The sequence below is a fragment of the Citrobacter sp. wls829 genome (assembly GCF_005280825.1).
GTDB classification, from domain to species: Bacteria; Pseudomonadota; Gammaproteobacteria; order Enterobacterales; family Enterobacteriaceae; genus Citrobacter; species Citrobacter gillenii.
This window is the reverse complement of record NZ_SZWP01000078.1, coordinates 15451-29373: the sequence shown is the minus strand read 5'-3', so window position 1 is coordinate 29373 and position 13923 is coordinate 15451. Positions and strand designations below refer to the sequence as shown.

Here is a 13923-nt window from a genome sequence, read left to right as displayed (position 1 = left end):
TGCCAGACGGTGCTGAGACGACGCTTACAAAGAAACGGTAAAAACGCCGCGTCAGGAATGCCGTAACGTGACGGTTACCCACCGTAAGCCGGTGCAGGATGAAAATCGTATTGCGGGTTCAGTGCTGGGTGCTGTTGCGGGTGGGGTTATCGGTCATCAGTTTGGTGGCGGACGCGGTAAAGATATTGCCACCGTTGCAGGGGCATTAGGTGGCGGTTATGCCGGTAACCAGATCCAGGGTTCGATGCAGGAAAACGATACCTACACCAGTACGCAGCAGCGCTGTAAAACAGTGTATGACAAATCGGAAAAAATGCTGGGTTACGACGTGACCTACAAAATTGGCGATCAGCAGGGGAAAATCCGCATGGATAAAGACCCTGGCTCGCAAATCCCACTGGATAACAACGGCCAGTTGGTGCTGAATAACAACGCGTAAAATAGTCTTGCTCTGTACATTAATTAGCCCCCCATTCGCTCAGGCTGGGGGGCTTTTTTTATCAGAAGGTTAATGCGGAGTTCAGGCCAGAGGCGCGGTTTCTTCTTTCAGCAGTTCAGGCCACAGACGCAGCGTGGTCCGGGTTATCTGCATCAGTTTCTCAAAAGTTGCCCCTTCGCGGGCGCTGATCGACATACCTTGTAAAATACAGTTCAGAAATTCGGCCAGTTTCTGCGGATCGCAGTGTGCCGGAATTTCACCATGTTGCTGGCGCTGGCGAAGAAACTGGGTCAGCGTTTGCTCCTGCATGGCATGGCGGGATTTCACCGTGTGCGCAATATCGCGGGAAGAGGCGGCAAGCGTTGCGGAGGTATTAATCATAAAACATCCTGCCGGGGTGTCTTTGCTAGTGAAGCAGGTGGCGATTGCCGTGAAGTAGTCTTCCAGCGCACAGGTGAGGCTTTTTTCTTCGCAAAAGAGTTGGGCTTCGTGCTTTGCAGCGAAGCAGGTGATGTAGCGGTCCAGCACGGCACGAAATAACCCTTCCTTATTGGTGAATTCCGCATACAGCGTGGGCGCTTTGGCACCGGTTGCTTCCACGAGATCGGCGAGCGAGGTCGCTTCATATCCGTGCTGCCAGAAGAGTGTCATGGCCTTATCAAGCGCGGCTTCCCTGTCGAACACTTTTGGTCGGCCACGGCTTTTTTTTGCACAACCTGTCGTTTCAGTTGTCATGGTGCCGTCGTACCTGGTTGGGTTTATTGAACAATCATTATAAAAATATTTTCCCACACTCTCCAGTGTATTCACGATAAAAATAATTTGTTTCTATTGATATGAAAAATAAGACCTTTGCATTTTATATAACGATCGTTATAAAAAAACATTGACGTGTGACCTGGATCACATCTATGATTTCCCTATCGATCGTTAAGTTAATCTTTTCGACAGACATTCATCTGCATAAGGTCACTATTATGAAAAACGTAAAAACGCTGCTGCTTGCTACGGTTCTGAGCTCACTTTCATTTGCCAGCTTTGCCGCTGTAGAAGTTCAGGCCACGCCTGAAGGCCAACAGAAGGTAGGGATTATCTCTGCGAATGCGGGGACTAACTTAGGTTCTCTGGAAGATCAACTGGCGCAGAAAGCAGATGAAATGGGGGCGAAATCGTTCCGTATTACCTCTGTGACCGGTCCTAACACTCTTCATGGTACAGCGGTAATCTACAAATAAGTTTTAACCCATCGCAATGCCACTGCGAGTTAACTAAAAAAACCCCCGCGGAATAACATCCAGCGGGGGTTTTTTATGGGCAACTGTTTACAGTGACTGCTGACTGACGTCGTGATGACGCGTTACGTCTACCGGCATCCCGGAACGCAGTTCCATAGCGTGTTCCATGACGGAGGCATCCGTTTGTGCCGCATTCTTAAACGTCTTCATCGACGCGTTTAGTACGATCGGCAGCACCTGCGGATCGTCATCAATATTTTCCGACAGCGGCTGATGCACTTCTACCAGGCGCACGCCGTTGGGTTCAACAGAGGCTTTGATTGGCGTGTTGATAATATTGACCTTGGTACCTGGCGTAACCTGACGGAATAAGGTTTCAATATCACCGTCGCGCAGGCGAATACAGCCAGAGCTGACGCGCATACCGATACCAAAATCAGCGTTGGTACCGTGAAGTAAATAGACTCCACCGTAAGCCGCCAGGCGGATGGCATGATGACCCATCGGGTTTTCCGGACCCGCAGGGACGACGGCAGGCAGGTCGATACCATTGGCTTTGTAACGGGCGCGGATATTGGCCGTTGGGGTCCAGGTCGGGTTGGCTCGTTTATCAGAGATACTGGTTACCATGGTGGGGGTCAGGGTATCTCCGCCCAGTTGACCAATACCAATCGGATACACGGTCACCGAATTTTTACCTGGGTGATAATAGTACAGACGCAACTCGGCAAGATTAATCACAATCCCTTCGCGCGGGGCATCCGGTAGCAGGGTTTGCAGCGGAATGGTTAATACGCTACCGGCTCTTGGCACGAAAGGGTCGACGCCAGGGTTAGCCTGTAGCAGCGCTAAAAAACCCACATTGTACTTTTTCGCAATGGCTTCCAGTGAACCGCCGTTATCTTCGACAACGTGTACGGTATTTTCACCCACCAGTCTGCTTCCTGGCGGAGGCAGCGGCCAGGTGTTCGCCTGGGCCGGAAGCGCCAGCGCAAGAGACGCGGCAAGCGTAAAATACGTCAGCCAGCGAGAGAATTGCTTATTGTTTAACATTGCCATAAGTCCATTGTTTTTACGTGGTTTTTATCATGTAAAAGTAAACAGGAATTATGGCGGTTTGCTGTGTCGGGAAGTGCAGGGAAGTGCAAAGAGTTTGTAAATTCAACTGGCCGGGTGCGTACGGTGAACTGCACCCGGCCTGATGGCTATGCTACGGCGTTTTCTTCCAGTTGGCGCATAAACTGACGCACCCACTCCATACGCGTTTTACGGTCAGCAAGGTCCTGAATAAACTTCAGGCGCGTGGGACCGTCCAGGCGGAAGTGCTGTGGTTGTTTTTGCAGCAAACCGATCAGCCACACTGGGTTGACGTGGTTTTTCTCTGCAAATTCAATGGTACCGCCTTTTTCATTACCCTCGAGCTTTCTGATTCCCAGCTTTTGCGCCTGCTGGCGCAGACGGGCAATATCCAGCAGCGTGCGGGCAGGATCGGGCAGCAGGCCAAAGCGGTCGATTAGCTCGACCTTGATCTCTTCCAGTTCATTTTCACCCTTTGCACTGGCAATACGTTTATAGAATGACAGTCGCGTGTTCACATCGGGAATGAAATCATCCGGCAACAGCGACGGCATGCGCAGTTCCACTTCGGTTTGTTGACTGGTGAGATCTTCCAGCGACGGTTCACGCCCTTCTTTGAGCGCATCCACCGCGTTCTCCAGCAGCTCCATATACAGCGAGAAACCGATGGTTTCCATTGAGCCGCTCTGGTCTTCACCCAGCAGTTCGCCTGCCCCGCGAATCTCGAGGTCGTGGGTCGCCAGCGCAAAACCTGCACCCAAATCTTCCAGTGAGGCAATGGCTTCGAGGCGTTTTTGTGCGTCGGTGGTCATGGCTTTCGGGTGCGGTGTCAGCAGCCAGGCGTAGGCCTGGTGATGCGAGCGTCCCACGCGACCACGTAGCTGATGCAGCTGCGCCAGACCGAAGTGGTCCGCACGTTCGATGATAATCGTGTTGGCAGTCGGAATGTCGATCCCGGTTTCGATAATGGTGGTACACACCAGCACGTTAAATCGCTGGTGGTGGAAATCGTTCATCACGCGTTCCAGCTCGCGCTCGCGCATCTGTCCATGCCCGATGGCAATACGCGCTTCCGGCACCAGTTCTGCCAGCCTGTCGGCAGTTTTCTGGATGTTCTCAACGTCGTTGAACAGATAATAGACCTGACCACCACGCAGCACTTCACGCAGAATGGCTTCGCGTACCACCAGATTGTCATACTCGCGTACAAAGGTTTTGACCGCCAGACGGCGGGCGGGCGGCGTGGCAATGATCGACAGATCGCGCATACCGCTCATCGCCATATTCAGCGTGCGAGGGATCGGCGTTGCGGTTAGCGTCAGAATATCCACGTCAGCGCGCATCGCTTTGATTCGCTCTTTATGCCGCACGCCGAAGCGGTGCTCTTCATCGACGATCAGCAGACCTAAATCTTTTAGCTTCACATCGCTTTGTAGCAGTTTGTGGGTACCGATAAGAATATCGATTTTACCTTCAGCGACCTGCTCCAGGATCTGCGCTTGCTCTTTGGCGCTACGAAAACGCGACAACATCTCAATGCGTACCGGCCAGTTGGCAAAGCGGTCACGGAAGTTGTCGAAGTGCTGCTGAGCAAGCAGGGTGGTCGGTACAAGTACGGCGACCTGTTTGTGGTTCTCGACGGCGAGGAAGGCGGCGCGCATCGCTACTTCGGTTTTACCGAAGCCAACGTCGCCGCAGACTAGTCGATCCATCGCCAGCGGCTGACACATATCGCTGAGTACCGCGTTAATGGCCTGCGCCTGATCGGGGGTGGTTTCAAACGGGAAGCTGTCGCAAAACAGCTGGTACTGTTCGCGGTCATGCTTAAAGGCAAAGCCTTCTTTCGCCGCACGCTGGGCGTAGATGTCCAACAGCTCTGCTGCCACATCGCGCACTTTCTCGGCGGCTTTCTGCCGCGCACGTGACCAGGCGTCACCGCCGAGTTTATGCAGCGGCGCATTTTCTTCTGCACCACCGGCGTAACGGCTGATTAAATGTAATGACGACACGGGTACATACAGTTTGGCGTCGTTGGCGTAGGTGAGCATCAGGTATTCAGCGGTGATACCGCCTGCTTCTAATGTGGTCATGCCGGCGTAGCGCCCCACGCCGTGCTCCAGATGCACCACCGGCTGACCGGGGTGCAACTCCGCCAGGTTGCGGATTAAGGTATCGGGGTTGATGGTGCGACGCGAATCCTGACGACGGCGCGCCACGCGCTCGCCGAGGAGATCGCTTTCGCAGATCAGCGCCAGATTTCGTTTGCTATCAATAAACCCGTGTTCCGCCGAGCCAATCATCAGATAACGACCGGCATCGACCGCTTCATCGAGGCGCAAAATGCGCTTCGGCGCAATCTTGATACGGGCGAGCAGTTCACCGAGAGCTTCACGACGGCCTTCACTTTCTACCGAGAAAATCACCGGACCGGTAAAGGCTTCAAGGAACTTACGTAATGCATCCAACGGCGCTTTTTGCTGCGCCTGGACGGCCAGGTCTGGCAGCTTCTGGAACCCGAGGTTGGTATTCGCCGCTTTTTTCGGCAGGCTCTCGGTTTTCAGCTGAACGCGGGGCCAGCGTTTAAGTTCAGAGAACAGCTCATCCACCCGCAGCCACAGTGATTCCGGCGGCAGAAGTGGACGCATCGGGTCAACGCCCCGATTCTCAAAGCGCGACAGCGTGTCGGCCTGAAAGCGCTCGGCGCTGGTTTCTAGATCGCCGGTATTCACCAGCAGCGTATTGGCCGGGAAGTAGCTGAATAGCGGCGGCAACGGCTCGCTGAAAAACAGCGGCTGCCAGTATTCGATCCCGGCAGGAAGCGTACCTTTACTGACCTGCTGATAAATATGTTCCGCGTCGCGTTTTACCTCAAAGGTGTCGCGCCACTGGCTGCGAAACAGTTCGATAGCCGTTTTATCGGTGGGGAATTCGTGCGCGGGCAGCAGATTAATGGCGTCGACTTCTTCCAGCGTGCGCTGGGTATCGGTATCAAACAGACGCAAGCTGTCAATTTCATCATCAAAAAAATCAAGACGATAGGGAAACTCGCTGCCCATCGGGAACAGATCCAACAGTGCACCGCGCGTGGCATATTCACCGTGTTCCATGACTTGATCAACGTGGCGATAACCGGCACTTTCCAGCTGTTCACGCAGCGCGTCACGCGATAAACGCTGACCTTTTTTCATCACCAGCGCGTGACCGTGCAGATAGCTGTGCGGACACACGCGTTGCATCAGCGTGTTGACCGGTACGATCAGCACGCCGCGCTGCATGGACGGCAGTTGATATAGCGTGGAGAGCCGCGAGGAGATGATTTCCTGATGCGGTGAAAAACTGTCGTACGGGAGCGTTTCCCAGTCCGCGAGGTTCATCACCATCTGGTCAGTAAACTGGCGAATTTCGTCATGCAGGCGCAGGGCATTTTGCATGTCAGGTGCGATGAGTACCACGGGGCCGGCGTGGTGTTCGGCAATGTCTGCCACCAGCGTGGCACAGGCGGCACCGGTAAGTTCACCTAACTGGCGCTGATCGCCAGCTTTCGCCGGGAGCGTGTAACGATGTTGTTCAGGCATTAGGTTGTCAGGATCTCGTTTAGATATACGTCTGATAAGCAATGTTCTTATTATCCGCAAACGTTTCTCATAAGCAAATTGATTCGCCCCCTGATGGGGGCAAAAAGCGCGTTAAGGTTAGCGCGAGGCGGCCGGTAAAGAGGGTGGGGAAAACAGCAGGTCGGCAACGGTTTTTTGTGAAATTTTGCGTACCAGCAGGCCAAACAAAGTACACAGCAGCAAACAGACAAACGGATAAATCAGCAGCAGGGCCAGTTCTGCATGCGCAGACCATTTAGCATGATTGATGACGGGAATCAGCGTTAAGCTGAACAGTTCGACCAAAATTCGGTGGGTTGTGTAGATGGCGATTGTGTTAGAGCCGATCACGCTTAATGGGCTGGCCGCACGCATACTGAAGCGTTGCTCGAACTGATAAAACAGCTTCATGATCAGCACAATGGAAACCAATGAAAGCAGCAGCGAAACGTTGGCCAGCCATGCGATGACCGCCAGAATCATCGTCAACGAGCACAGGATCGGGTGGCGGCGCAGCGGAACCTCTTTAATCCCTGCCATCAGCGTGCTGCCAAACCATGCCCCGAGACTGTAATACGCCAGATTACGTATCACGCTATTCATTCCCCACCACGGCGTCGGAAAAAAATTGACTGCCACACTGAGCAATACGAACAGAGCCAGCAGCGGCAGTGCCCAGCGGCTGAACAGTTTGCACAGAATGAAGTAGACGATCAGCGCATACAGATACCATAAGCTGGTGCTGGCGGTCAGCATGCCCCAGGAAAAGTCGCCGACGGAACCGGCATACGCGGCGTTGGCGGCCTGGCTCAGATCGCGCTCTGGTGCCAGCCAGTGATTGAGCATGGTGAGTGCCAGCCATTGCACCATTCCCCACAGCAGCAGTACCCAGGCAATATTCCAGATCCGTTTATCTACGCAGGTCGTCCAGCCCACGCCATCGATGTATCGACGGATCAGATATCCCGAAATAAAGAAAAACACCGGCATGCGAAACGGAGCCAGGTAAAGATTGAGGTAAATCCAGCACTTGGTCAGCAGTTCTGACAGCGGATGCTGAAAACTGGTGAGATGGGGGTAAAAGGTAATCACGGAATGGTAAATGACCACCAGGCAAATACATAACCCTTTGATTTGGTTAATCCATAGCTCTTTTTTTATCATTACGTCGACGTATCCGTAGTGTTAAACATAACCTGCTATCCTGCGGATGGCAGGCGTCGCTGTAATGCGTAACCGTCTGCATTTTTGTTTTTTCAGATAAAGATCAGGTATTAGGCTTGATGAGCAGGTGGTTCACTTTAGCGAATTGATTTGTTTATGCTTTTCAGAATAATGCTGACGAACACTTACGGTTCAGTCATTTACCCATTCCGCTTTCGCTTATATACTCGTGACTTTGCTAACAGCAACCAGACGGATTTCATGTATCAACCTGTCGCTCTATTCATCGGCCTGCGTTATATGCGTGGGCGTGCAGCAGATCGCTTCGGTCGTTTTGTTTCCTGGCTTTCCACCATTGGCATTACTCTTGGGGTAATGGCGCTGGTCACGGTATTGTCGGTGATGAACGGTTTCGAGCGTGAGCTGCAAAATAATATTCTTGGCCTGATGCCTCAGGCCATTCTCTCGTCAGAGCAGGGTTCCCTGAACCCGCAACAGCTGCCGGAAAACGCGGTGAAGCTGAGCGGTGTCAATCGTATTGCCCCGCTGACAACCGGTGATGTGGTTCTGCAAAGCGCGCGCAGCGTAGCGGTTGGCGTGATGCTGGGCATCGACCCGCCGCAAAAAGATCCGCTTACGCCGTATTTGGTCAATGTGAAGCAAACCGATCTCGAGCCGGGTAAGTATAATGTCATCCTTGGCGAGCAGCTTGCCGGTCAGTTGGGCGTGAATCGTGGCGATCAAATCCGCGTTATGGTGCCGTCAGCCAGCCAGTTCACGCCGATGGGACGTCTGCCAAGCCAGCGTTTGTTTACGGTAATTGGCACCTTTGCCGCCAACAGTGAAGTTGATGGTTATCAGATGTTGACCAATATTCAGGATGCGTCACGCCTGATGCGCTACCCGGCGGGCAATATTACCGGCTGGCGTTTGTGGCTGAATGAACCGCTGAAGGTCGACACGTTGAGCCAGCAAACGCTGCCGCAAGGCACCAAATGGCAGGACTGGCGTGAGCGCAAAGGAGAATTATTCCAGGCTGTGCGGATGGAAAAAAACATGATGGGGCTGCTGTTGAGCCTCATCGTGGCGGTCGCGGCGTTTAACATTATTACCTCGTTGGGCCTGATGGTCATGGAGAAGCAAGGCGAAGTGGCGATTTTACAAACCCAGGGACTTACGCCGCGGCAAATCATGATGGTGTTTATGGTGCAGGGGGCCAGCGCCGGGATTATTGGCGCGCTACTGGGTGCCGCGTTGGGGGCATTACTTGCCAGCCAACTGAACAACCTGATGCCGATCATTGGGGCATTGCTGGATGGCGCTGCGCTGCCGGTTGCCATTGAGCCGTTACAGGTTGTCGTCATTGCGCTGGTGGCCATGGCCATTGCGCTGCTGTCTACGCTTTATCCTTCCTGGCGCGCCGCCGCCACTCAACCCGCTGAGGCTTTACGTTATGAATAAGATCCTGTTGCAATGCGACAACCTGTGCAAACGCTATCAGGAAGGCACCGTGCAAACTGATGTGCTGCACGATGTCAGCTTTAGCGTTGGCGAGGGTGAAACGGTGGCGATTGTCGGCAGCTCTGGATCCGGTAAGAGTACGTTGCTGCATCTGCTGGGCGGACTGGATACGCCAACGTCGGGCGACGTTATTTTTAGTGGACAGCCGATGAGTAAACTCTCTTCGACGGCAAAAGCGGAACTGCGTAATCAAAAGCTCGGTTTTATTTACCAGTTTCACCATCTGCTGCCGGACTTTACCGCGCTGGAAAACGTGGCGATGCCGCTACTTATTGGCAAGAAAAAACCGGCTGAAATTACCGAGCGTGCACGCAATATGCTGAAAGCGGTAGGGTTGGATCATCGTGCCAGCCATCGCCCGTCTGAGCTGTCGGGCGGTGAGCGCCAGCGCGTGGCGATTGCCCGTGCGCTGGTCAATAACCCACGTCTGGTGCTGGCAGATGAACCCACCGGTAACCTTGATGCGCGCAACGCTGACAGTATTTTCGAGCTTCTGGGTGAGCTGAATCGCTCTCAGGGGACGGCATTTTTGGTGGTGACCCACGATCTGCAGTTGGCGAAGCGCATGAGCCGCCAGCTTGAAATGCGCGATGGTCGCCTGACGGCCGAACTGAGCCTGATGGGAGCTGAGTAATGGCTGCGCCTTTATCGTTATTGATTGGCTTACGCTTTAGCCGTGGTCGGCGGCGTGGGGGCATGGTCTCGCTGATCTCTGTGATTTCTACCATCGGTATCGCATTGGGTGTGGCGGTCTTGATTGTCGGTTTGAGCGCGATGAACGGATTTGAGCGCGAGTTGAACAACCGCATTCTGGCCGTTGTCCCGCACGGCGAGATTGAAGCGGTTAACCAGCCCTGGAACAACTGGCAGGAAGCGCTGGATAAAGTACAGAAAGTGCCGGGCATTGCCGCTGCGGCGCCCTATATCAACTTTACCGGGCTGGTGGAAAGTGGCGCAAATTTACGCGCGGTGCAGGTGAAAGGTGTCGATCCCAAACAGGAACAACGTTTGAGTGCGCTGCCTACGTTTGTACAGAACCATGCCTGGGATAATTTCAAAGCCGGTGAGCAGCAGATAATCATAGGGAAAGGGATTGCTGATGCGCTGAAGGTGAAGCAGGGTGACTGGGTGTCAATCATGATCCCTAACGCCAGTGCCGATCACAAACTTATGCAACCCAAGCGCGTACGGTTACACGTCATCGGTATTTTGCAGTTGAGCGGCCAGCTTGACCACAGCTTTGCAATGATCCCAATGGAAGATGCGCAGCAGTATCTGGATATGGGGTCCAGCGTGTCGGGTATTGCGCTGAAGGTTAACGACGTCTTCAATGCGAATAAGCTGGTCAGAGATGCCGGTGAAGTGACCAATAATTACGTTTACATTAAAAGCTGGATTGGTACTTACGGCTATATGTATCGTGATATTCAGATGATCCGCGCCATTATGTACCTGGCGATGGTGCTGGTGATAGGTGTCGCCTGTTTTAATATTGTTTCGACGTTAGTGATGGCGGTAAAAGACAAGAGCGGCGATATTGCGGTATTAAGAACATTGGGCGCGAAAGACGGGCTGATCCGTGCCATTTTTGTCTGGTATGGTTTGCTGGCAGGACTGTTTGGTAGCCTGATTGGCGTCGTGATTGGCATCGTCGTTTCGCTGCAACTGACGCCGATTATTAACGGTATTGAGGCGCTTATTGGCCATCAGTTCCTGTCCGGTGATATCTATTTTATTGACTTCTTGCCATCGGAATTACACTGGCTGGACGTTATTTACGTGCTGGTTACAGCATTATTGCTGAGTCTGTTGGCGAGTTGGTATCCGGCGCGTCGCGCCAGTAATATTGATCCTGCGAGAGTGCTAAGCGGCCAGTAACAATAAAAAGGAGCGGTGATGTACTACGGGTTTGATATTGGCGGGACAAAAATTGCGTTAGGCGTCTTCGATAATCAACGCCGTTTGCAATGGGAAAAACGTGTTCCTACGCCGCGCGATAGCTATGATGCTTTCCTCGATGCGGTGTGCGACCTGGTGACGGAGGCCGACCAGCGATTTGGCGTTAAAGGTTCAGTGGGAATTGGTATTCCCGGTATGCCAGAAACCGAAGACGGTACGTTGTATGCCGCTAACGTTCCTGCTGCCAGTGGAAAACCTCTGCGTACCGACCTCAGCGCGCGACTGGACCGCGATGTGCGTCTGGACAACGATGCTAACTGTTTTGCCCTCTCCGAAGCCTGGGATGATGAATTCACCCAGTACCCGTTAGTGATGGGGTTAATCCTCGGCACGGGGGTTGGAGGCGGCCTGGTGCTGAACGGTAAATCCATCACCGGACGCAGCTATATTACCGGTGAGTTTGGTCACATACGCCTGCCGGTAGATGCGTTAACGCTAATGGGATTTGACTTCCCGCTGCGTCGCTGTGGATGCGGTCAGTTAGGCTGCATCGAGAGCTACCTTTCCGGTGGCGGATTTGCCTGGCTGTATCAGCATTACACCCATCAACCGCTGGACGCCCGTGAAATTATCGCGCTCTGGGAGCAGGGTGATGAACAGGCGCTTGCCCACGTCGAACGCTATCTTGATTTGCTGGCGGTGTGTCTGGGGAATATTCTGACTATCGTTGATCCGGATTTAGTGGTCATTGGCGGTGGTTTGTCGAATTTTACCGCGATAACGGCGCAACTGGCAGACCGTTTGCCACGCCATTTATTGCCGGTTGCCCGCGTGCCGCGTATTGAACGGGCACGCCATGGTGATGCGGGTGGAATGCGTGGAGCTGCTTTCCTACATCTTACCGATTAATACAAAGAGGTTGTTATGCTGTCGCGTCGGGGTCATCGGTTAAGCCGTTTTCGTAAAAATAAACGCCATATGCGCGATCGCCTGCGTCAACGGATCTTTTTCAGAGACAGAGTGGTGCCTGAATTGATGGAAAAACCAAGAGTATTAGTCCTGACGGGGGCGGGGATCTCCGCCGAATCGGGTATTCGTACCTTCCGCGCTGCGGATGGTCTCTGGGAAGAACATCGGGTGGAAGACGTGGCGACTCCGGAAGGATTTTCGCGTAACCCCGGACTTGTGCAGTCGTTTTATAACGCACGTCGTCTTCAGCTACAACAGCCTGAAATCCAACCCAACGCGGCGCACATTGCGCTGGCAAAACTTGAAGCAGAGCTGGGCGACCGCTTTTTGCTGGTGACGCAGAATATCGATAACCTGCATGAGCGCGCCGGTAACCAGAACGTCATCCATATGCACGGTGAACTGCTCAAAGTGCGCTGTTCGCAAAGCGGACAGATCCTGGACTGGACGGGAGATGTGACCCCGGAAGATAAGTGCCATTGCTGCCAGTTTCCGGCACCGTTGCGCCCGCACGTCGTGTGGTTTGGCGAAATGCCCTTGGGGATGGATGAAATCTATATGGCGCTGGCGATGGCGGATGTGTTCATCGCGATCGGTACGTCCGGGCATGTTTATCCGGCGGCCGGATTTGTACACGAAGCGCGCCTGCACGGGGCGCATACTGTGGAACTTAACCTTGAGCCGAGCCAGGTAGGCAGCGAGTTCGAAGAAAAGTATTACGGTCCGGCAAGCCAGGTGGTGCCCGAGTTTGTTGAGAGATTATTGAAAGGGTTGTGATTTTTTTTGCCGGATGGCGTAGGCCCGATAAGCGTAGCGCCATCGGGCAATGATTCGCCGGATGGCGACGCTGGCGCGTCTTATCCGGCCTACGGGACGGCAATTAGCGTCCTGCTTTCAGCTTCTGATAGTACTCTTCATAAATTGTGCTAGCGGAGCCGACGTCGTTCTGCCACTCCCCTTTATTGATAGTCTCTGCATCAGGATAGAGCGTTTTATCATTGGCCACTTCCGGGCTGAGCAGTTTACGTGCCGCCAGGTTTGGCGTTGGGTAACCGATGGTTTCGGCCACTTCTTTTGCGACATCCGGGCGCAGCAGGAAGTTAATCAGCTTCAGCGCACCTTCTTTGTTTTTGGCGTTCGCCGGAATAGACAGACTGTCCATCCAGAAAATGCCGCCTTCTTTCGGCCACACGACTTCCAGCGGCGTGCCCGCCTGACGTGCGACGAATGCTGAGCCGTTCCACACCATACCGAGGTTGACTTCACCTTCCATATACGGGTTTGCCGGGTTGTCTGAGTTAAACGCCGCGACGTTAGGCACCAGTTTCTTCAGCTCGTTATACGCGGCTTCAATCTCTTTCGGGTCGGTGGTGTTACCGGAGTAGCCCAGCTTGCGCAGCGCTACCTGGAACACTTCACGCGCATCATCGGTTAACAGCAGGCTGCCTTTGTATTCCGGTTTCCACAGATCGGCCCAGCTGGTCACGGTTTTCGGATCAATGACATCGCTGTTGACGCCAATAGCCGTTGCTCCCCAGATATACGGAATGGAGTAGTCGTTATTTGGGTCAAACGGCTTGTTGAGCATGTCCGGATCGAGATTGTTGAAGTTGGTGAGCTTGGTCTTATCAATCTTCTGGATCATGCCTTCTTTGCGCATTTTATCCACGTAGTAGGTGGAGGGAACCACCAGATCGTAGGCGCCGTCTTTATACGTTTTGAGTTTGGCATACATGGTTTCGTTCGACTCGTAGGTCGAATAGATAACCTTAATACCGGTCTCTTTCGTGAACTGCTCCAGCAGTCCTGGCGGAACGTATTCGGTCCAGTTGTAGAAATAGAGCGTGTTGTTGTCGGAGGCTGTGGCGGTGTTCATACCCAGTGCCAGAGCACCCGCGGCGAGCAGGTGGCGTGACCATTGTTTCATCATTTAACGTCCCCTGAATAACATACCCGTCGTCTTTCAAGCCGCATTTTTGTTGGCTACGCTAGTTCACCCCAGTCACATAGTTATCTATGTTCCTGG

Annotated in this window: 11 protein-coding genes and 1 pseudogene; 7 read left to right on the top strand and 5 right to left on the bottom strand. The window is 53.4% G+C overall.

From position 1 onward, the window contains the following. Nucleotides 1–28: 28 nt before the first annotated feature. Nucleotides 29–439, top strand: a pseudogene (locus FDW88_RS17995) (glycine zipper 2TM domain-containing protein); the annotation flags it as partial. An 81-nt stretch (nucleotides 440–520) separates the two neighbouring features. On the opposite strand, the gene comR reads toward FDW88_RS17995, so the two are convergent. Then, nucleotides 521–1174, bottom strand: a complete 654-nt coding sequence (gene comR / locus FDW88_RS17990) for a TetR family copper-responsive transcriptional repressor ComR (RefSeq protein ID WP_137363086.1) — start codon at nucleotides 1172–1174, stop codon at nucleotides 521–523. Between the two features lie 242 nt (nucleotides 1175–1416). Between comR and bhsA the strand changes: the two genes are divergently transcribed. After that, nucleotides 1417–1674, top strand: coding sequence for a multiple stress resistance protein BhsA (bhsA, locus tag FDW88_RS17985; protein ID WP_096759426.1), 258 nt, complete (start codon nucleotides 1417–1419; stop codon nucleotides 1672–1674). A gap of 87 nt (nucleotides 1675–1761) precedes the next feature. On the opposite strand, the gene FDW88_RS17980 is transcribed toward bhsA, so the two are convergent. The 3 genes from FDW88_RS17980 to FDW88_RS17970 all read right to left on the bottom strand — a co-directional run bounded on the left by FDW88_RS17980 (nucleotide 1762) and on the right by FDW88_RS17970 (nucleotide 7508). Further along, complete coding sequence (locus tag FDW88_RS17980; RefSeq protein WP_096757415.1) at nucleotides 1762–2727, bottom strand: L,D-transpeptidase family protein; 966 nt, start codon at nucleotides 2725–2727, stop codon at nucleotides 1762–1764. A gap of 152 nt (nucleotides 2728–2879) precedes the next feature. Continuing rightward, a complete protein-coding gene (gene mfd, locus FDW88_RS17975; RefSeq protein WP_115258743.1) occupies nucleotides 2880–6326 on the bottom strand; it encodes a transcription-repair coupling factor in 3447 nt (1148 codons plus the stop codon). A 117-nt stretch (nucleotides 6327–6443) separates the two neighbouring features. Continuing rightward, on the bottom strand, nucleotides 6444–7508 hold the full coding sequence (locus FDW88_RS17970) for an acyltransferase family protein (protein ID WP_137363085.1): 1065 nt from the start codon (nucleotides 7506–7508) through the stop codon (nucleotides 6444–6446). 261 nt (nucleotides 7509–7769) lie between these two features. On the opposite strand from FDW88_RS17970, the gene lolC reads away from it, so the two are divergent. The 5 genes from lolC to cobB are packed head-to-tail and all read left to right on the top strand — an operon-like array spanning nucleotide 7770 to nucleotide 12674. Then, the gene (lolC, locus tag FDW88_RS17965) at nucleotides 7770–8969 is read left to right on the top strand and encodes a lipoprotein-releasing ABC transporter permease subunit LolC (protein WP_137363084.1); all 1200 of its coding nucleotides are present in this window, start codon (nucleotides 7770–7772) and stop codon (nucleotides 8967–8969) included. Then, complete coding sequence (lolD, locus tag FDW88_RS17960) at nucleotides 8962–9663, top strand: lipoprotein-releasing ABC transporter ATP-binding protein LolD (protein WP_115258741.1); 702 nt, start codon at nucleotides 8962–8964, stop codon at nucleotides 9661–9663. Before lolC ends, lolD begins: the two co-directional genes overlap by 8 nt. Next, nucleotides 9663–10907 (top strand): lipoprotein-releasing ABC transporter permease subunit LolE, encoded by a 1245-nt coding sequence (gene lolE, locus FDW88_RS17955; RefSeq protein ID WP_096757411.1) that lies wholly within the window; start codon nucleotides 9663–9665, stop codon nucleotides 10905–10907. The genes lolD and lolE overlap by 1 nt, the downstream gene beginning before the upstream one ends. Nucleotides 10908–10925: 18 nt before the next feature. Next, nucleotides 10926–11837 carry an N-acetylglucosamine kinase gene (gene nagK / locus FDW88_RS17950; protein ID WP_096757410.1) on the top strand — a complete coding sequence of 304 codons (912 nt, stop codon included), beginning with the start codon at nucleotides 10926–10928 and terminating at the stop codon, nucleotides 11835–11837. A gap of 15 nt (nucleotides 11838–11852) precedes the next feature. Then, nucleotides 11853–12674, top strand: a complete 822-nt coding sequence (gene cobB / locus FDW88_RS17945) for a Sir2 family NAD+-dependent deacetylase (RefSeq protein WP_135912190.1) — start codon at nucleotides 11853–11855, stop codon at nucleotides 12672–12674. 103 nt (nucleotides 12675–12777) lie between these two features. Here the strand turns inward: cobB and potD are convergent, their stop codons facing one another. Next, nucleotides 12778–13824 carry a spermidine/putrescine ABC transporter substrate-binding protein PotD gene (gene potD / locus FDW88_RS17940; RefSeq protein ID WP_137363087.1) on the bottom strand — a complete coding sequence of 349 codons (1047 nt, stop codon included), beginning with the start codon at nucleotides 13822–13824 and terminating at the stop codon, nucleotides 12778–12780. Between the last annotated feature and the right edge of the window lie 99 nt (nucleotides 13825–13923).

Coding starts and splice junctions, on each gene's coding strand:
- comR (WP_137363086.1), bottom strand. CDS start 1,174: ATGACAACTGAAACGACAGGTTGTGCAAAAAAAAGCCGTGGCCGACCA.
- bhsA (WP_096759426.1), top strand. CDS start 1,417: ATGAAAAACGTAAAAACGCTGCTGCTTGCTACGGTTCTGAGCTCACTT.
- FDW88_RS17980 (WP_096757415.1), bottom strand. CDS start 2,727: ATGTTAAACAATAAGCAATTCTCTCGCTGGCTGACGTATTTTACGCTT.
- mfd (WP_115258743.1), bottom strand. CDS start 6,326: ATGCCTGAACAACATCGTTACACGCTCCCGGCGAAAGCTGGCGATCAG.
- FDW88_RS17970 (WP_137363085.1), bottom strand. CDS start 7,508: ATGATAAAAAAAGAGCTATGGATTAACCAAATCAAAGGGTTATGTATT.
- lolC (WP_137363084.1), top strand. CDS start 7,770: ATGTATCAACCTGTCGCTCTATTCATCGGCCTGCGTTATATGCGTGGG.
- lolD (WP_115258741.1), top strand. CDS start 8,962: ATGAATAAGATCCTGTTGCAATGCGACAACCTGTGCAAACGCTATCAG.
- lolE (WP_096757411.1), top strand. CDS start 9,663: ATGGCTGCGCCTTTATCGTTATTGATTGGCTTACGCTTTAGCCGTGGT.
- nagK (WP_096757410.1), top strand. CDS start 10,926: ATGTACTACGGGTTTGATATTGGCGGGACAAAAATTGCGTTAGGCGTC.
- cobB (WP_135912190.1), top strand. CDS start 11,853: ATGCTGTCGCGTCGGGGTCATCGGTTAAGCCGTTTTCGTAAAAATAAA.
- potD (WP_137363087.1), bottom strand. CDS start 13,824: ATGAAACAATGGTCACGCCACCTGCTCGCCGCGGGTGCTCTGGCACTG.